The organism is Flavivirga jejuensis (assembly GCF_030540765.1).
In the GTDB taxonomy this organism is placed as follows: Bacteria; Bacteroidota; Bacteroidia; order Flavobacteriales; family Flavobacteriaceae; genus Flavivirga; species Flavivirga jejuensis.
In genome coordinates this window covers 1178918-1196922 of sequence record NZ_JAUOEL010000001.1, presented here as the reverse complement: position 1 = coordinate 1196922, position 18005 = coordinate 1178918, and the positions used below count along the sequence as shown (strand labels likewise).

Annotated in this window: 27 protein-coding genes and 1 other RNA gene; 22 read left to right on the top strand and 6 right to left on the bottom strand. The window is 29.4% G+C overall.

Annotation, left to right across the window (positions count from 1 at the left end; translation table 11 throughout):
• The first annotated feature begins 223 nt into the window (after positions 1–223).
• Together kdsA and Q4Q40_RS05065 are read left to right on the top strand one after the other, a co-directional pair.
• On the top strand, positions 224–1042 hold the full coding sequence (gene kdsA / locus Q4Q40_RS05070) for a 3-deoxy-8-phosphooctulonate synthase (RefSeq protein ID WP_303300643.1): 819 nt from the start codon (positions 224–226) through the stop codon (positions 1040–1042).
• A gap of 103 nt (positions 1043–1145) precedes the next feature.
• Entirely contained in the window at positions 1146–2018 is an 873-nt protein-coding gene (locus Q4Q40_RS05065; RefSeq protein ID WP_303300642.1) for a hypothetical protein, read from the top strand.
• A 105-nt stretch (positions 2019–2123) separates the two neighbouring features.
• Here the strand turns inward: Q4Q40_RS05065 and Q4Q40_RS05060 are convergent, their stop codons facing one another.
• A complete protein-coding gene (locus Q4Q40_RS05060; protein WP_303300641.1) occupies positions 2124–2501 on the bottom strand; it encodes a DUF1801 domain-containing protein in 378 nt (125 codons plus the stop codon).
• A 108-nt stretch (positions 2502–2609) separates the two neighbouring features.
• Between Q4Q40_RS05060 and Q4Q40_RS05055 the strand changes: the two genes are divergently transcribed.
• The 9 genes from Q4Q40_RS05055 (at position 2610) to Q4Q40_RS05015 (ending at position 8066) form a co-directional block, all read left to right on the top strand.
• Positions 2610–3218 (top strand): hypothetical protein, encoded by a 609-nt coding sequence (locus tag Q4Q40_RS05055; protein ID WP_303300640.1) that lies wholly within the window; start codon positions 2610–2612, stop codon positions 3216–3218.
• Between the two features lie 295 nt (positions 3219–3513).
• Positions 3514–3807, top strand: coding sequence for a winged helix-turn-helix domain-containing protein (locus Q4Q40_RS05050; protein ID WP_303300639.1), 294 nt, complete (start codon positions 3514–3516; stop codon positions 3805–3807).
• 45 nt (positions 3808–3852) lie between these two features.
• A complete protein-coding gene (locus Q4Q40_RS05045; RefSeq protein WP_303300638.1) occupies positions 3853–4341 on the top strand; it encodes a Coq4 family protein in 489 nt (162 codons plus the stop codon).
• The gene (locus Q4Q40_RS05040) at positions 4342–4629 is read left to right on the top strand and encodes a hypothetical protein (RefSeq protein ID WP_303300637.1); all 288 of its coding nucleotides are present in this window, start codon (positions 4342–4344) and stop codon (positions 4627–4629) included. It abuts the gene before it with no gap.
• 1 nt (position 4630) lies between these two features.
• On the top strand, positions 4631–6016 hold the full coding sequence (locus Q4Q40_RS05035) for a DUF4153 domain-containing protein (RefSeq protein WP_303300636.1): 1386 nt from the start codon (positions 4631–4633) through the stop codon (positions 6014–6016).
• Positions 6016–6372 carry a hypothetical protein gene (locus Q4Q40_RS05030; protein WP_303300635.1) on the top strand — a complete coding sequence of 119 codons (357 nt, stop codon included), beginning with the start codon at positions 6016–6018 and terminating at the stop codon, positions 6370–6372. The genes Q4Q40_RS05035 and Q4Q40_RS05030 overlap by 1 nt, the downstream gene beginning before the upstream one ends.
• Before the next feature lie 16 nt (positions 6373–6388).
• Positions 6389–7018 carry a SanA/YdcF family protein gene (locus Q4Q40_RS05025; protein ID WP_303300634.1) on the top strand — a complete coding sequence of 210 codons (630 nt, stop codon included), beginning with the start codon at positions 6389–6391 and terminating at the stop codon, positions 7016–7018.
• On the top strand, positions 7015–7410 hold the full coding sequence (locus Q4Q40_RS05020; RefSeq protein WP_303300633.1) for a ribosomal maturation YjgA family protein: 396 nt from the start codon (positions 7015–7017) through the stop codon (positions 7408–7410). The genes Q4Q40_RS05025 and Q4Q40_RS05020 overlap by 4 nt, the downstream gene beginning before the upstream one ends.
• A complete protein-coding gene (locus Q4Q40_RS05015) occupies positions 7407–8066 on the top strand; it encodes a DUF1361 domain-containing protein (RefSeq protein ID WP_303300632.1) in 660 nt (219 codons plus the stop codon). Before Q4Q40_RS05020 ends, Q4Q40_RS05015 begins: the two co-directional genes overlap by 4 nt.
• Positions 8067–8081: 15 nt before the next feature.
• Here the strand turns inward: Q4Q40_RS05015 and Q4Q40_RS05010 are convergent, their stop codons facing one another.
• Both Q4Q40_RS05010 and Q4Q40_RS05005 read right to left on the bottom strand, forming a co-directional pair.
• Positions 8082–8870 carry an SDR family NAD(P)-dependent oxidoreductase gene (locus Q4Q40_RS05010; protein WP_303300631.1) on the bottom strand — a complete coding sequence of 263 codons (789 nt, stop codon included), beginning with the start codon at positions 8868–8870 and terminating at the stop codon, positions 8082–8084.
• 46 nt (positions 8871–8916) lie between these two features.
• On the bottom strand, positions 8917–10122 hold the full coding sequence (locus Q4Q40_RS05005; RefSeq protein WP_303300713.1) for an NAD(P)-dependent oxidoreductase: 1206 nt from the start codon (positions 10120–10122) through the stop codon (positions 8917–8919).
• A gap of 265 nt (positions 10123–10387) precedes the next feature.
• On the opposite strand from Q4Q40_RS05005, the gene ssrA reads away from it, so the two are divergent.
• The 3 genes from ssrA (at position 10388) to Q4Q40_RS04990 (ending at position 11847) form a co-directional block, all read left to right on the top strand.
• Positions 10388–10781: a transfer-messenger RNA gene (ssrA, locus tag Q4Q40_RS05000) on the top strand.
• A 415-nt stretch (positions 10782–11196) separates the two neighbouring features.
• On the top strand, positions 11197–11406 hold the full coding sequence (locus Q4Q40_RS04995; protein ID WP_303300630.1) for a hypothetical protein: 210 nt from the start codon (positions 11197–11199) through the stop codon (positions 11404–11406).
• Positions 11407–11592: 186 nt separating this feature from the next.
• Positions 11593–11847, top strand: a complete 255-nt coding sequence (locus Q4Q40_RS04990) for a hypothetical protein (RefSeq protein ID WP_303300629.1) — start codon at positions 11593–11595, stop codon at positions 11845–11847.
• Positions 11848–12146: 299 nt separating this feature from the next.
• Here Q4Q40_RS04990 and Q4Q40_RS04985 read toward each other — a convergent pair whose 3' ends face one another.
• From Q4Q40_RS04985 to Q4Q40_RS04975, 3 genes are all read right to left on the bottom strand, one after another.
• Positions 12147–12356 (bottom strand): hypothetical protein, encoded by a 210-nt coding sequence (locus Q4Q40_RS04985; protein WP_303300715.1) that lies wholly within the window; start codon positions 12354–12356, stop codon positions 12147–12149.
• A 104-nt stretch (positions 12357–12460) separates the two neighbouring features.
• Positions 12461–13852, bottom strand: coding sequence for a pentapeptide repeat-containing protein (locus tag Q4Q40_RS04980; RefSeq protein WP_303300628.1), 1392 nt, complete (start codon positions 13850–13852; stop codon positions 12461–12463).
• Positions 13853–14186: 334 nt separating this feature from the next.
• Complete coding sequence (locus Q4Q40_RS04975) at positions 14187–14420, bottom strand: hypothetical protein (protein ID WP_303300627.1); 234 nt, start codon at positions 14418–14420, stop codon at positions 14187–14189.
• 319 nt (positions 14421–14739) lie between these two features.
• Here Q4Q40_RS04975 and Q4Q40_RS24040 point away from each other — a divergent pair, with 319 nt between their 5' ends.
• The 8 genes from Q4Q40_RS24040 to Q4Q40_RS04940 all read left to right on the top strand — a co-directional run bounded on the left by Q4Q40_RS24040 (position 14740) and on the right by Q4Q40_RS04940 (position 18002).
• On the top strand, positions 14740–14922 hold the full coding sequence (locus Q4Q40_RS24040) for a helix-turn-helix domain-containing protein (protein WP_367892777.1): 183 nt from the start codon (positions 14740–14742) through the stop codon (positions 14920–14922).
• Positions 14915–15220: a helix-turn-helix domain-containing protein gene (locus Q4Q40_RS04970; RefSeq protein ID WP_303300626.1), complete on the top strand. Its 306-nt coding sequence runs from the start codon at positions 14915–14917 to the stop codon at positions 15218–15220. The genes Q4Q40_RS24040 and Q4Q40_RS04970 overlap by 8 nt, the downstream gene beginning before the upstream one ends.
• 11 nt (positions 15221–15231) lie before the next feature.
• Positions 15232–15465, top strand: coding sequence for a hypothetical protein (locus Q4Q40_RS04965; protein ID WP_303300624.1), 234 nt, complete (start codon positions 15232–15234; stop codon positions 15463–15465).
• A gap of 1 nt (position 15466) precedes the next feature.
• Entirely contained in the window at positions 15467–15943 is a 477-nt protein-coding gene (locus Q4Q40_RS04960) for a hypothetical protein (RefSeq protein ID WP_303300623.1), read from the top strand.
• Positions 15943–16602 (top strand): DUF6291 domain-containing protein, encoded by a 660-nt coding sequence (locus tag Q4Q40_RS04955; RefSeq protein WP_303300622.1) that lies wholly within the window; start codon positions 15943–15945, stop codon positions 16600–16602. Before Q4Q40_RS04960 ends, Q4Q40_RS04955 begins: the two co-directional genes overlap by 1 nt.
• A 52-nt stretch (positions 16603–16654) precedes the next feature.
• The gene (locus Q4Q40_RS04950) at positions 16655–16891 is read left to right on the top strand and encodes a hypothetical protein (protein WP_303300621.1); all 237 of its coding nucleotides are present in this window, start codon (positions 16655–16657) and stop codon (positions 16889–16891) included.
• 134 nt (positions 16892–17025) lie between these two features.
• On the top strand, positions 17026–17418 hold the full coding sequence (locus Q4Q40_RS04945; RefSeq protein WP_303300620.1) for a hypothetical protein: 393 nt from the start codon (positions 17026–17028) through the stop codon (positions 17416–17418).
• Positions 17419–17447: 29 nt separating this feature from the next.
• A complete protein-coding gene (locus Q4Q40_RS04940; protein ID WP_303300619.1) occupies positions 17448–18002 on the top strand; it encodes a hypothetical protein in 555 nt (184 codons plus the stop codon).
• Positions 18003–18005: the final 3 nt, after the last annotated feature.

Here is an 18005-nt window from a genome sequence, read left to right as displayed (position 1 = left end):
TATATTAATATTTTTTTAAGAACTCACTATTTTATAAAACAAAAAAAGATCGCACTATCTGTTATAGATTTCTCGTTTTTAATAAATTAAAAATAGTATATATACTTTCTTCTATATTCTAAGAGAAACTCTTAAAAATGTTTTTACTTCAATTTAAAAGATCCGTTTTTTAATTCAGCATTAATAGTATCTTTGCCCCATAATTTTTTGAAACAAAAAACTTATGACGCTTCAAGATATTCCAAAGATAAAACATACAACTTCGAATAATTTTTTCCTGCTTTGTGGCCCATGTGCTATTGAAGGTGAAGACATGGCGCTTCGTATTGCCGAAAAGGTAATTACAATTACTAACAAACTAGAAATCCCTTATATTTTTAAAGGCAGTTTTAAAAAAGCAAATCGTAGTAGAATTGATAGTTTTACAGGAATTGGTGATGAGAAAGCTTTAAAAATTCTAAAGAAAGTCTCAGACACTTTTGATGTTCCAACAGTTACAGATATTCATGAAATCTCTGACGCTACATTAGCCGCACAATATGTTGATGTATTACAAATTCCTGCTTTCTTAGTCCGTCAAACAGATTTGGTGGTTGCTGCTGCAAAAACGGGAAAAGTGGTCAACTTGAAAAAAGGACAATTTATGAGTCCTGAAGCTATGAAACATGCCGTACAAAAAGTTAAGGATGCTGGTAGTGATAAAGCATGGATAACAGATAGAGGCACCATGTTTGGCTATCAAGATATGATTGTTGATTTTCGTGGTATTCCTACTATGCGTCAATATGCTCCAACTGTTTTAGACGTAACGCATTCTTTACAACAACCTAACCAAAGTGCTGGTGTAACAGGTGGCAGACCAGACATGATTGAAACCATTGCCAGAGCTGGGATAGTTAATAATGTAGATGGTTTATTTATTGAAACTCATTTCGATCCTGCAAATGCAAAAAGTGATGGTGCTAATATGTTACACTTAGATAATTTAGAAAAACTACTTACCAATTTAGTTGCCATTAGAAAAACTGTTCAACCCCTCTAGTTTTTTTACAATCATACAATCAATCAAAAAAATCAAAAACCTTTTTAAGGAATACACTTTTATTTCGTCAAAAGGTTCCCTATAAATCAATCAAAAAGCATTAATGAACATTAAGTCAATTAAGCTTATAATAATTTTTATTATAAGTACTTCTTTATCACTGAACAGTTTCGCTCAAAAAAACAATACAGATAATACTCTAAAATATACAGCATCTAACAAAGGTAAATTTTTTGTTAGTTGGGGAGGCAATAGGGAGTCTTATTCAAAATCTGATATAAGATTTAAAGGAATCGATTATGATTTCACCATAAAAGATGTTTCAGCTGGAGATAAACCCAAAGGTTGGCATATAGATTATATTAACCCAACGAGAATTACAATTCCTCAAACCAATATAAAAGTTGGTTATTTTATCTCGGATAAATACATTATTTCGGTTGCTGTAGATCATATGAAGTATGTAATGAAAAACAATAGAACCAGAACTCTTAACGGCTATATTAATTTACCAGATTCTGAAACAGGAAGTTTATTCAATGGGGATTATAATAATGAAAACTTTTTTGTATCGGAGGACTTCTTGCGCTTTGAACATACAAATGGTTTAAATTATGTTTATGCAGAATTTTCGAGATTTGACGACATTTCTTCAATATTTAATATTCAAAATACCGACAAGTTTCAACTTAACATTACCGAAGGTGTTGGTGCTGGTGTTTTGTATCCAAAAACGAATACAACACTGCTTCAAAAAGAAAGGTATGACGAGTTTCATATAGCCGGTTATGGTGTATCGTTTAATGCTGGTTTAAACTTTACATTTTTTAAGCACTTTTTCATAGAATTAGATTTAAGAGGTGGTTATATTAATATGCCAGATATAAGAACGACTAGTAATTCCGCAGAAAGTGCTTCACAGCATTTCTTTTATTTACAACGTGTTATTTCTTTAGGTGGTATTTTTAGAATTTAAATACACAGCTTTAGTAGTATTATAAAGGTTCCGCCAGGGAGCAGGATAGTTCAGCTATAATATTGAATTCGCCACTACTGTAACTTTTTCACTATTAATTTATTACTAAATAAACCAAGCCTTTTTACTTTTACTTAATAAGCTTGAGGCTTCATGTAATAACTCAATGAAGTTTTCATGATCTAAATCTTCAATGGTTTTTAGTTGAATGGATCGAACTTGTTTACGTTTATTATCGTTCCTTAAAACAGGAAACTGGTTTTCTAACAAAACACCTTGTACAAAAGCAACATCAACATAATCTTTACCCTTTAAAATATTTAAATAGATCATCGGTTTTTTACCAATATTATAAAAAGGAATCTTGTAACTATACTTCTCCTCTACTCCAGGAAGTGTATTTAAAATAACACTTCTTACATAAAGCATGATAGATTGATAAGGCTCTTTTTGATTGAAAAAATATTCGTCTACAGGTTTCAATATTCAAACAGATTTAAATGAATTCGATTACAATATTCAAACTTAACAAAAATTTATGATGCTTGATTGAAAATAATTTATTTACTTTGTATTTCAAAGTACTTTTATATGGATTCAAAAGATTATTTAAAAGACATAAGCGAGATTAAAGATTTAATGAATAAATCTTCTCGGTTTATATCACTTAGCGGTTTATCAGGAATATTAGCAGGTATTTATGCGCTAATTGGAGCTGCAATTGCCTATTGGTTAGTTTCAGAATATAGTAGTGGTACATTAATACTTGATGGTAAAATATATAGACTAGTGCTTTTAGATTTATGTCTTATTGCTTTTTTTAGTATAATTACTGGAATAGTGCTAACCACTAGAAAAGCTAAAAAAAACAATGCTAAAATGTGGGATGCTACTTCAAAAAGATTAGTTATAAACTTTTTAATTCCTTTACTTGCTGGAGGCTTATATATATTAATTATTTTAAGTAATGGAAAATATGGACAAACAGGAGGATTAATGCTTATTTTTTATGGGCTGGCTTTAATTAATGCATCAAAATATAGCATTGGTGATATTCGTTATTTAGGTTATATTGAAATTATTTTAGGCTTAATTGCTGCTTTATTTCCTGGTTATGGCTTTTGGCTTTGGGTTTTAGGCTTTGGAGTGATGCACATAATTTATGGTACATGGATGCATTTTAAGTATGATACTAAATAATGACTAGTTAGTTTATAGTAAATGAAGCTCCTTAAACAAATATTATTTATTATAATTGATTATTTTCTATGGATCATTATTGGATTTACCCTTTTAAATTATGAAGATTTTTATGATGGCTCTAAAGGAGAGTATTTTAGTTTAGAAAGTATGAACACTGTTGAAAAGATCGCATATTTCTCTTATTATCTTTGGATAATTTTGAACATTACACTAATCTTATACATTGCTTATCGTGTAACGAAAAAACACATATTAAAACTATAAGATTCCTGCCTGTACAGGAATGACAACTATGAGTATAATAACCAACATAAATAAAGTATTTGATCACAGAATAAGATTAGGCATTATGTCTATTTTAATCGTGAATGAATATGCCGATTTTAATATGCTGAAAGAATTATTAGGAGCTACTGATGGTAATTTAGCAAGCCATACAAAAGCTCTTGAAAAAGCTGAATATATTAATGTTGAAAAACAATTTATAGGAAGAAAACCAAATACACGTTATAGCACAACCAAATTGGGTGACATTGAATTTAAAAAACATATTGACGCACTCGAAAAATTAATTAACAAAAAATAACTATTTTTTTAATCCTTTACTTTGAAATACAAAGTACTTTACAAGATGAACTTAAGAAAAAAACTTATTGAATGGTTATTTGAAAAATCTAAAGAGATTTACACAAACCTTTTCAAGAACCGTGAACCATGGGGTATATATAAAGAACAATTACTGGTCTATCCTGAAGATTCTTTTGGAAAACAACTTGGGCTATTCTTAGATAAAAACAACTTCGAATTAATTCCTAAAGTTGAAAGGCATGATGCTTATCATACTTTAACTGGCTATGGAACCAAAGTTGAAGACGAAATTGCTTTACAATATTTATGTTTTGGAAATGGGAAAAGAAGTCCATACCTCTATAGCGCGATCATTTTAGGAACAATTATTCTACCAGATTATTGTAAATATTACTATAAATCATACTGTATTGGGAAAAAAGCTAATTCATTTCATCACTTTGATTTCAAAAAATTGTTAATGATTTCTATACAAGATTTTAGGCAAGCCATTTTCTCTAAATCACAAATTAACACATTAATAAAAGTTTAAATGAACAGATTTAAAATTTCATGTAAAATCGCATTAATATCATTCGGCATTGGAACCATTCTATTTGTATTACAAGCAATAAATAGAGGCTTAAACTCAGTGACAATCATCGGTTATTATTATGTTGGATTAGCCTTAATAATTAATTCTTTGGTCTTATTAATTCTGTTGTTTACACTATTCCTAAAAAAAACAAAAATAGAGACAGTAAAATCTATGGGGATATTACTACTTAACATTCCTATTGCATTTCTGTACTACCTAATAGTAATTCATAATTTAATATAAAATGAAAAATATACCTTTATTAATCGGAGCTTTTTTGTTCAGCACACTTTTTTATCAATATAGTATTGGTCTAAACCTAAGCTTATTTTGTTTGCTAACAATTGTTATACTTATAATTTATAATAAGAATTTATTTAAGAAAAAAAGCAATATCATATTTAGCGTTGTATTTGTAATAACTGCTACCTCAGTATTTATATATAAATCTAATCTATCAATAATTGCATATCTAGTAGCTTTTTTAACATTAATAGGAAATGTATCTGAGCAAAATTCATCTTTGTATGTAAATTGGCTAAACGGATTATATACATCTATAGCAGCATTTTTTCATCGAAAGTTTAATAGTATCGAGAAAGGCAAAAACGTTCAACCTAAACAAAAAACTGATTACCTCCATTTAATAAAAATAATAGGCATTCCTTTAATAACGGTTATAATTTTTATAAGCTTATATAAAAAAGGCAACCCCATGTTTAACGAATTAATTACTAAAATTGATTTTAGTTTTATTAATATTCAATGGTTGTTGGTCTCTTTTCTTGGTTATTATTTATTAAGTAATATTTCTAAACCAATACAAATTGATTCGGCTACTATTTACGATTTAAATACAGGAAATTCATTAAAGGTAAAAGGAGACCTTGTTGTTGATCGTCTTAGAAAAGAAAACCAATTAGGTTTCACTTTAATTTTACTTTTAAATATACTTATTGTCTTTTTTCTCATTACAGATATTACTTATTTAATTTCAACCAATGATTTTAGAGCTTCTGCTATTTCAAATCAAGTTCATAATGGTATTAATACCTTAATTGCTTCTATAATTATTGCTATTATAATTATCCTATATTTTTTTAGAGGGAATTTAAACTTTTATAAAGACAATAAAAACCTCAGAATTGTAACATATGCATGGATAACACTCAATCTAATGCTAATAATAAACATAGTAATAAAAGATTGTCAATACATCTATTATTTTGGTTTCACATATAAGCGAATAGGCGTTTTAATTTACTTATTACTAACAATTATAGGTTTACTTACTACTTCAATTAAAGTAAAACAAATAAAAAACTTTTGGTATTTATTTAGAGTAAATACTTTAACTGCCTTTACTATTTTAATTATTTCAAGTACCATTAATTGGGATAATTACATCACCTATTATAACCTTAATTATGCACAATCCATGGATTTTAATTATCTATTAAATTTATCAAATAATAACACCTTTATTCTTAAAAACTATGCAGATGAAAACAACTTAACAGAGGGAAAAAAATCTTTAATTGAAAAAAAACACAAGACCTATCTCATTGAGTTAAAAAGTAAAAAATGGCAAGAAATACAATACGATAATTTAAAATTAAATAAAGATTAATGAACATGCCTTCTGTTATTTTAAAATCTACTGTTTTAGCAACTTGCATATTTTGGATCATTATAATTTCTGAAAATTTTCAAAGTGGTATGATTCCATTTATTTTTCTATCTATCATCCCAATTTCAATTTGTTGCACTATCACCATTCTATTTACAGTGATGCCTTTCTTTTGGTTTAAAAGTGATGGATTAAGAAATGAAACCGTTTTTAAAAAGTACTTTCCTTTTTATACTATAGTAAGTTTTTGTTTATGTCTATATGGGGTGTTCGAGTTAACGTTTGCTATAAGCTTTTTTGTTTCAGCATTCTTTACAACAATGCAATCCTGGGTTTGGATAGTAAAAGACAATTAAAAATAAAACAATTAATATGAAATATTTAAAAAGAATTACTCTCTTAATTATATTACTAATCATTTATACAATTATTATAAATATTTGGATATCACATCAAGCAAAAGATGGCGTTTATAACAATATATCGCATATTCCAAAAAATAAAGTTGGTCTTGTTTTGGGAACAAGTAAACTACTATCAAACGGATCTATAAATTTATATTATAAATACAGATTGGAAGCTGCTTATCAACTTTACAAATCAAGAAAAATAGAGTTTATTTTAATTAGTGGCGATAACGGGAATAAACGTTACGATGAACCTACAGATTTTAAAAACGATCTAATAAAAAAAGGTATTCCTGAAAATAAAATATTTCTAGATTATGCTGGGTTTAGAACATTAGATTCTGTAGTAAGAGCAAAAGAAATCTTTGGATTGAATTCCATAACGATTATATCTCAAAAATTCCACAATGAACGCGCTATATATCTAGCTGAAAACTTTAAAATTAATGCTGTTGGTTTTAATGCAAAAGATGTAAAAGGTCGGAGCGGCATAAAAACCAAATTAAGAGAATATATAGCCAGAACAAAAGCATCAATCGATATACTTTTTAATATACAACCCAAATTTTTAGGTGAAAAAATAGACATAAAATGAAATTACAATTCAACAAAACATATTTAATAATTGCTTTAATCATATTCGCAATTGAAATTTTAATAGCTACTTATTTAAAATACGGCTTTATACGCTACACACTTGGTGATTATTTAGTGGTTATACTCCTTTATTGTTTTGGTAAAAGTTTTATTAATATAAACCCTATTAGCCTTGCTATTCCTGTTCTAATATTTTCTTATATCATTGAGTTATTACAACTAATAAACATTTTAGAGATATTAGGATTAAACAACAATAACTTACTCAAACTTATTTTTGGAAGTACATTTCAAATTTCAGACCTCATAGCTTATACCTTAGGAATTATTACTGTTTTAATTATTGAATACACTTTAACGACATCAAGCATTAAAAAAAATAAAGCATGAATACCATAAAAACACTCATATTCCGCCGATATAAAATCTTTTTTCTATTAAGTATTTCAATCACTTTAAGTATTGTATTACTTATGGTTAGAATAAAATTAACGCACTCTTTTTTCTACTTATTTTTAGTTTGGAATTTGTTTTTAGCCATTATCCCTTATACCGTTACAACCTATTTAGTAAGTATCCCAAAACTTAATAAAATAGGCTTTGCAGTATGGTTTAGCGTGTGGCTACTTTTTTTACCTAATGCTCCTTATATTATTACAGATTTACTGCATTTAAAAATAAGTTCGAGTCATTTATTATGGCTAGATGTGCTTGTTGTTTGCTCGTTTGCGTTAAATGGGTTGTTACTGTTTTCATTATCTCTGTTAGATATGGAAACATTATTAAATCAATATTTAAAAAATAAAAAAACAACCTTTGTTATTATTGTATTGATACTTTTTCTTAGCGGATTTGGTGTTTATTTAGGACGCTTTTTACGTTATAATTCCTGGGAAATTATTCAAACCCCTTCTAACTTATTTAACGATATTTTCAATATTATTTTGCATCCAAATCTACACTTAGAAGCTTGGCTGTTTACTTTTCTATTCGGAGTTTTTTTAAGTATTGGGTTTTGGATGTTTAAAGTATTACATAAGCCTTAAAATCCATAACACATATTAGGTTTCTCTATTCTTTTCTTGAATATTTCTAACAATTCTTGTTGTCATATTTCTAGGAATAAAACGAGGTATTGAGGATAAAATTTTATTAAAAGCACCAGGAATTGCAATTGTTTTCCCTTTTTTCATAGCATTATAACCATACAATGCAACATCAACTGGACATGCCATGTTAAAGCTAATTTTGTTTTCCGAACAATCGTTGGAAACTGTTTCCTGAAACAACGTTTTTGTTGGTCCTGGGCACAAGGCTGTAACGGTTACTCCTGTGCCTTTTAGCTCATTGGCTATGGCCTCAGAAAAAGATAAAATATACGATTTTGAGGCATAATACAGAGACATTAATGGTCCTGGCTGAAATGCAGCTAACGATGAAATATTTAAAATCTTACCAGATTTTCTAGAAATCATTGCTGGTAAAATTAATTTTGTTAAATGTGTTGTTGTTAAAATATGAAGATGAAGCATATCAGATTCGCGTTTCCAATCTGTATTTGCAAAGGTGCCAAATAATCCAAAACCCGCATTATTTACTAAGACATCTATTTTGGGTAAGCGCTTAACTTCATTATAAATATCTTGTGCAATGTCTGGCTGGCTTAGATCTTTAACCAATAAATTAACCTCACTTTTAAACTTTTCATTAAAAAGTTTCTTTACTTCTTTTAGCCTGGATGCATCAATATCAACTAAAACCAGATTGTAACCATCTTTTATTAGTAAAAAAGCCAATTCATATCCTAGTCCCGAAGCAGCCCCTGTTATTAACGCTGTCTTTGTCTTCATATATTTTTATTAATAATTCAAAATCTACTCTTTAACATCTACATAATTACTCTTTACCGTCTACATAATCTTGTAAAAAAGAGAATCGTTCTGTTAGTTTTCCGTTTTTTGTTATTCTGGCACGCTCTAAAATACCATCTGCATCATTATTAAAAAATGCTGGAATAACATGTTCAAGAAATTGTTCACCAAACCCTTCACTGGCATCTTTTGGAAGTTCGCACGGTAAATTATCGACTGCCATAACTGTAATCGCATTTTTTGCATTAAAAGCAACTTCGCTTTCAGATTGCGGATCGTAACCATATAAAGGGCTTTCAATGGTTGAGGCTCTTAATGTAGAAGCCACTGGACCATCTACGTCGCAACTAATATCTGCCACCAAATTTATATTAAAATCTGGAGATTTAGCATCCTCCCTTGTAAACAAATAAGGAGCTCCTGTTCCATAAAAATGACCTGCTATAAAAAAATCGGTTTCTTTAGCATAAGGCATAAAGTTACTTTCGTAACCCGTTGCATCTTTATAAAATTCATCCGTATTCCCTACCTTACCATCTTTACGTTTGCTATATTCCATAACATCTACTAAGCAATAAACGGGTTCGGTAAATTTAGACGTTAAATACAAAGCATCACTAACTTGTTTTATTTTTAAATGATCCAGAATCTCTTTTGCCCCGCGTGCTACTTTTCCTGTGCCAGATAATAATATCTTAATATTTGGTAATTGTATTTTATCTAGTGCTGCTTTTACTGCATTCAAATCTGCAAGACTTTCTACTTTTGGTAAATTAAAGCCTCCATCTCTTATTCCTAAAGCTCTAAAACCATTATAAGCCCCTACCAATCCTGCATAATAACCAAAACCTATTAAACGGAATCCATGACTTCCCACAATGGTTTCATGATCGTATAATTCTATATTCTTTTCTAAAACAGCTTTTAAAAGCTTTCTATTATAGGATTGCTTTTTTATGGTATGAGAAAAGAAAAAATATTTTTTGTTTGGAATTAAATTTTCTACTGGCACTTCTTTTACACCAATCATCACATCACAGTCGTCTACATTATTTACAACTTCAATGCTTTCCTCCATATATTGCGCATCAGAAAACACACGAATATCACTAGATTCTACTTTAAAAGTCGCTTCAGAAAATTCGCTTTGTGCTTCGATTAACTTTAATGGAGAAAACACCACACGCCTATCTGGTGGGTTTTTGCGTTCTTTTATAATAGCAAACTTGATATTCATTTGTTTGTTTATTTAGTTGTTTTTCTATACCATAAATATTAATAACAGCTACTGTAAATTGCAGACTGAATACTGAAATTATTTTTGCACGAAAATAAGAGGAATTGCATGGTTATACAAACTTTTTAATACCTTTACTGCCTAGGTTAAGAATTGAAGTGATATCCTTTTGCTTTTTTGCAAAAAATATAGCGGAAAGCCTGACCTGAAAGGGAACGCTCATTTATCGATATAATTCCGATGAATGGCAAATTAATACGGGGTCGACTGGTTTTGACAGCGAGATTAATTGAACGGTAAGCACGTCGTGTAATGATATTGAAACACGTTAAAGGCTAGATCAACTTTTAAACGGCGAGAATAACTACGCTTTAGCTGCATAATCTGAATTATAGTAAGATTGGCCTAGGTACACAAGGTGTACAAGCTTTATGTCTCCAGAAAGCCTTGATTGACGGCGTTCTATTTTGAGACATCGTAAATGTCAATATAGATTGGGTAGTGCTTTGATGCCCTTTTGAAACTAAAAAGATAAGTTATAAGTGGGTTGTCTTTAACCAGCTTATAATCGAAAAACCAAGAAAAGAATAAACGTGTAGAAAGCTCTTTGATTACTTGTTTGGACGAGAGTTCGATTCTCTCCGACTCCACAAATAAACCCAGTATGCATTGATATTACTGGGTTTGTTTTTTTAGTTGATAAATGAGTTGATAATTTAGATTGATTTACTACCAAATCATACAGTAATAATTAAGGGTAGATATTCTACAGGTTTTTCCTTGTAACTAATTAGTTGTTTTCCATACATACATATAAATAAATCATGTACATGATTCAATCTCACAGAGTACCTTCATCTGGTCCAATTGATTTTTCTGGATCTTCAATTATTATTGGGTTTTTGATTTTAGTTTTCATTGTTTTATTTTTGTGGAGTAGATGGGATTCAAAAAAAAAAGTTATAACCACAGGATTATTATTATTTCAATTCCCAATTTTACTATTCCAAAAATTGTTTTTACTACTTCTAAATGCTTGCTTCTTCCATCTTTGTTAAAATTTTAATTATGTGCGATTTTCTTATTTCTTACCAATTTTTATCAGTCTTAGGTCTCCTTATGGATATCATTGGTGTTATAATGATGTTTTATAATCCTGGTGAAATGAGAGTTAGCGGTTTTGCTCCAGTAACTTCCAAACAAGAATGGGGGTTAGTGCTTTTAATAATGGGGTTCGGATTACAACTGTTTTCATCTTTTTGGTCTTATTTTGCGTAGCACGATAGCTACAGGTTTTCGTTATTTGTGTCATTGCAGTAATCGCACATACACTTTATAGTCTCTTTGGCTTTATCGTGATTATGCCGATAGCAAATTATATTTAAGAGTGTTTTGTCTTGTTATACCGTAACTACAGTTATTGGTGTTAATATTATTTTTGATATTTTTATTAAAATTTTTCATATGAATTTTACTATTATTTTATTTGCTGTTGGTTATGTATTAATTAGCTATATGACACATGACAATCCTCCAGGCCTTCCTAGTTTTCCTTTTTTTAAGGTTATATTTAAAAGACAAGTGATTTTACCTGTGATTAATCTAATAATCATATCATTTTGTTTATACTTCGACTGGAAAGACATTATGCCTATCATAATATTAATGGTAGCTATGGGTGCAGCTCCATATAAAACAACGAAGTTTAATAATTCGTAACTCATTTTTAGTACAGTTTTTTTATCATTAATTAAATTATGACTATAATAAAATATATTATATAATCTCTCTAAAACAAATTGAAATATAGAGCTTATGGAAAAACAAGTTATCCCATTAAACTTAAAAGGAGAAGATTTCTGCAAGAGGATAGGTTTAGCATATCATTCTACAACCCTGAAGAGTTTAAGAGAGCTGATCTAGTGGCCTTTTTTAAAATAGGAACTAAGTACATGTATGCTAGTGAAGACGCAGAGATGGTAAGCGATCTTTTAAGAAAAGAAAAAATACAAATTAAGTCAAACAAAGGATATTATATCACTATTTATAAATAATAAAACCAATATTTTAATTCCTTCACTAGTAGAACCTATAAGACTATTTTTTAAGTCACCAAAGGATTCTCCTTTTAATAAGAAGCTCCCTGGAGATCTATCAATTGCGATTTCTTCATTTTCAAATCGCACACTTGGATTTGTGTTTTTGATGTTTTCGCATGTTTTTTCCAATAATCTTTTATAAAATCATTATAACGAGTGGACATACCATGGGCTAAGTCAAAACCATTTCCAATTAATATTATTCTATTCATATTTTTATTTATAAACTTATATTATTGTTTGAAACGTTTTCGTAATGCTAGAATAAAGAATGTTAAAAATATACCACCTAATAAAAACTCAATATTTCTGGCTATAAGCCAGTATCCAGTAAATGGATTTTCGGTATCTATATAAATATAAGGCAATGCACCTTTGATCCCTCTTTGAATAGCTTTTAAGACATTATAATCGATAAAATAATAAACTACCGAGAACAAACCAATAAGCCCAATTAAACTAACAATAGGGCGTTTAAAATCCTGAGTGTAACCACCAAAAAAATCATAAAAACAATAAACAAACCATTGATAGTATTTTTTTTCTACTAAAAGTCTTTTCTTTCTCATTTCCATTTCGCTTACATACGCATACCCAGAAAGCTCCCAATTTTTATTAGAATCAAAGTTCCTTTTAAGAAGTCTATAAGTATTCTCCAGTGCCTTAAACCTTTCTTGGCTTGGAAATTCAAAAATCTCTTTATTTAACAAATATTCCTCATCCTTTAATGTAATTCTTACGTCCACATTCCAATTACAACTCAAAAAAGAAGTATTGCTAATATCACTCAAATGAAAAACAAAATTCTTCATGTTACATCTTCTAAATACAACATTGTTGTTTAAGATGCATTCTCGAATAACTAATGTAGAATCTTTATTAATCTTGATGTCTGAAAACAAAGTGTCTGAATTGAAAATCACTTTTGACAAAAACACTTTAGATCTAAATTCAACTTCACGAAAAGTTGTTTCTCTATCAAATTTAACCATTGAAAAATTCGATAAGTGAGAAAAAAGTGTCCTATAGAAAAAAACGTCTCCTGAAAAAGTAGATTGAACAAAATCTACAAAAGCAATAAATTTAGTGTCTACAAATGTTACGCTTGATTTGAAATTAGCTTTTATAAAAAAGGTTTTTGATAAAAAATCACAATTACCAAAAAGAGTTTGTTTGTGAAATTGAGCTAAGTTAAATTTAACTTGTTTATGAAAAACAGAGTCTCCAAAGGATAATGAATTAAGAAATATCGACTTCTCAAAACGTGCTTCTTCATAAAATTCCGCATCACCAAAAAAGACATCTTCAGAAAATTCTACATTATGAAAGTTTGCTTTCCCTAAAAATTTAGCCTTGCTAAACGACACATAAGTATTAAAAGATTTTTTTCCACTCCAAAAATTACCATAATGAAACGCACCATTATTTAAACGAGCTTCATGTTCAAACTCAGGGAATACAAATTCAGTAAAATATAAATTTTTATCGCTAGACTTATGTTCCCTTATTCTTTGCCAAAATTCTTCAACTTTATCATTATCCCATCTTTTATTACCATTTTCATCAATTGTAAACCAAGTCGATTTATCACTTTTGAAATATAGTTCAAGTTCTCCTGAATTCATTTTTACAATTTATTATTGAATACTTATCTAAACTTACACCTGTTTTAAAACTTCTAACTTCAGTAATTATCTAAAAGACACCTTCACTCCTAGCAACTCTCTGTTACTTTTCATGTTTACTCATGATAGTTATCTATATGGTTATTATAACGTTTATCTTTTTCATTAAATAGTTTCATACAAGTATTGTATAAAATTGATTACATATCATAAAAATAAATATCTTTAGGTTTCCAACAACTATTTATATGATTAAAATAATTTTGAATTAAAAAAGAGAGCCGTTGACATGTCAATTTCAACGGCTCTCAAACCACATAAAAAAAGAAAAAAATTAATACATTGAGGACACTCCTCCGTCTTTTCGAATTCTTGAAATAAGGCTGATATTAGGCATTGATTTATTACCATCTGATCGCGGTAATTTAGCTAACTTTAATCCATTTTGCATAGAGTAAAAATCTGATTTATCCAGGTACCCATTATCAAAAGCTGTGTTCAGATTTTCTGTAATCTTTAATGCAAGCTCATAAACTTCGTTTTGCTTTTCATTTACAGTATAAGTCATATCTACTTTTTCAATAGCATTTAGGCCTTTATTTCTGTTTGTTAATTGAACTAAAAAAAAGGAGTTAATAATTATGTCCTTTAAATGCTATCACATAAACGATAAATGAATTATTTTTTTAACTTTGTAAAAACTTAAGAGGAGATATCGCGTCTCAATAATAGCGAAATAGGAACTCTGTCGAAGTTCAAATTAAACGACATTCTACACAGGAGTATACTGAAACTCAAAAAATCAGTTTTACTGGAGCCATTTGCGGTTCAACAATAGCATTTCATCTTTTCTATAATATAAATCATGGCTTTATGCCTAGAAAATCATGAGCTATTTAAATACAAAAGAGGTTGCTGACCTCTTAAATTACTCACAAAGAACAATTCAAAGACTTGTAAAGGAAAACAAATTATTACCAATAAATCCGAAACATACAAAAGGATATTTATTCGCGGAAGATTACGTTAATAAAATCGCTAACCAAAGAAAGGAGGCGAACAATGGGTAATCAAGTAAAAATAGAAAGTGTTGTACTTCATTATGTTTCTGTAGAAGAATATCAAAAGCTCACTAATGACATAAGTGAGATGAAAGCTATTATCAAAGAAGGCTTTTCAAATAGCCAAAACTTAAAATTATCTATAAAAGAAGTAGCTGAAGAATTAGATGTTTCTGAGCTTTCAGTTCACAATTATATTAAGAAAGGTTATATCAAAGCTTTTAAAATTGGTCGTAGAGTTTTTATTAAGAGAACTGATCTAGATAATTCTTTAAAAGAAGTAAAATCACTCAAGTATAAAAGATAAAAAGCTACTAAATGAAAAATTCAAATAATAGCTTTAATTCTTTTGGAGAAGAACAGAGCAAATATACAGAAAAAGTCAATCAGTTAAGGAATCATATCTCAGATAGTCCTTATGTAGATGTGCTTGAACAGCCAATTATATGTGCTAGTTTCAACTTACAATATCTATTCTCTAATCCCAAGAACTGGAATAATTCGAATTTACTTCCTAGCAATAACCAATTAAATCTTTTTGACAGTGAGTAACATGGCCATAAAGAAATTAATTGAGTTAAGACTTGAGAAACTCAAAGCCGATCATCCAACGGTACCAGAATACGCAATTCCAAAACCAAAGTATTCAGATAGAACTTCTAACGGATTAACAAAATGTATAATAGATTTGATAGAACTAAACGGTTTTCAAGCTGAAAGAATCAACTCTATGGGCAAGCAATTAGATAACCGTAAAACGGTTACAGATGTTATTGGACGTCAACGAACTGTAGGAAGTGTAACCTGGATAAAAGGGAGCGGTCAGGTTGGAACGGCAGATATCTCTTCTACAATAATGGGGAGGTCCATTAAGATAGAGATCAAGTGTAAGTCTACAAATGACAATCGCCAAAGCAAAGCACAAAAGGACTATCAGAAGAAAATTGAGCGAGCTGGAGGTGTTTATATCATTGTTAGAACGTTTCAGGATTTCTATAATTGGTTTAATGAATTTAACAATAAATTTTAATGACACAGGATAAAAAATCATTTATAATCCATTTAGATAGTCTCGATGTATTAGACGAACTATCACTAGAACAAAAAGGAGAATTGATTGACGCAATGAGAGATTACCACAAAGGTAGGGATCTAAAGTTAAGCGGCCTTATGAAAGCCATATTCATACCTTTTAAAAATCAGTTTGTTAGGGATGACTCAAAATATGGCATAATATGCGAAAGAAATCGCATAAATGGAAGTAAAGGTGGCAGACCTAAAAAACCCAAAGAACCCAATGGGTTAATTGCGAACCAAGACTTACCCAAAAAAGCCGATAATGAAAATGATAGTGATAGTAAAAAAGAAGATGACAATAAAAAAGATAGTGATAAAAGCCCGCGCGCTATTGATATTTTAAAAAAAGAAAAACAATCTGAACTAAATGTGCTTTGGATGCAAAACAAAAACCAAATTCCAGATAGCAAAAAACTGATTGAATCTTTTAACGCAAAAATGGAACTTGAAGTTGCTCAAGGAAAGATGACTTTTGATGCTAATGAACTCATGCCACGATTTAAAGGTTATGTAATTCAATGGGGAGCAAATACAAAAGAATCAAAAGCTAGATTTGATAAAACACCAGAACCAGATTCGTGGGAATCAGGAAAATTACCAAGAAGAAACTAATTATAGTTGTTAAAAGACTATAACAATATTTAACCCAATAAAATTTAAAAATATGTTTTCACACGATTTATTTATTAAAAAAATACAGAAAGAGTTTACTCGGAAAGACTTATTAGCAGTAGTAGTTAAAAATGGCTATAGCATTCAAACTGGAGATAGAATAATTGAATACGGCTTATTAATAGGAAGTATCGAGAGAATAAAAAAAGGACATTACAAAAAAATAACAAATCAGCTGCAGGAAAAGAGCATCTCCAACGAATTTAACCATGATGATGAAGGATTTTAATTAAAAGAATACATAGTTTTCTTTTTTGGGAAATTAAAGATTTTTTCACTAGTAAAAAGCAAATGATTAATCAAAATATAAAATAACTAGATGATTTTAAATAAATTTACTAAACCACTCAAAAAACACTCGGAATGATAGAGAATTTTGGAGATAAGAAAAACACGAACGGCTTCGACAAAAGACCAGAAGACACAATTAAAGGAGGTAGAAAACCATCTATAAAAAGACAGTTAATTGAGCTTTTAGAAGCAGATGGGGAAATTTTGATAGAAAAAAAGGATGTGATTAGGGTTTACAAGAATGGTAATGTGAAACTTAAACTGCCAACAGAAATGCAACTGGCCATTAAATTAAAGCAATGGGCTATGTCAAAGCGTGGCACCGATAGCATAAAGGCTTTGCAAATTATTCTCGAACAAATTGATGGAAAAGCGAATCAGAATATGCATGTTACAACGCCTCCAACACAGTCAAAAATGCAAAAGGTTACACTGATTATCAAGGAAAGAAAATTAGAGGAATAGATTCAAATCTAAATAGTTAAATTTAAAATATGAAATACTTAATAATTATACTTTTCCCTATACTGGCTTATACTCAAGATAAATTTGAGATTACCAAAGACGGATTTACCTCAGCTTTCATTGTAACCAATAAGAAAGCAGATTTAACTTTTACTATTGCCAAAGAATACATAATTAAGAATTGTGCTGATATTGGAAATTGCATCATATCAGAAATCGAAAACAAATATCTTAAGTTTCAATACCGAGATAGAATAAAGTATAGCTGGAAAAATATGGGTACCTGGTCAGAAGAAATGATAATAGTACCTGAGATAGAAATTGATTTTAAAGACAATAGAGCTAGAGTAAAAACTCTATTTATATCAGAATTTGGAGTTAATTATGAGTTTGGGTTACTAGGTCTTACAAAAAACGAAGTGATTAGTAATAAAGGTTTTAATATAACACCAGCACACTTTTTTAAAAAGAATGGAAAACCTAGAAAATGGTTATCTGCTCAACCCTATAAAGAAGCTATTGAAAAATCAATCAATAAAACTCTGAGCGATATGCTCAAAGGTTCTAATGATGATGATTGGTAAAAT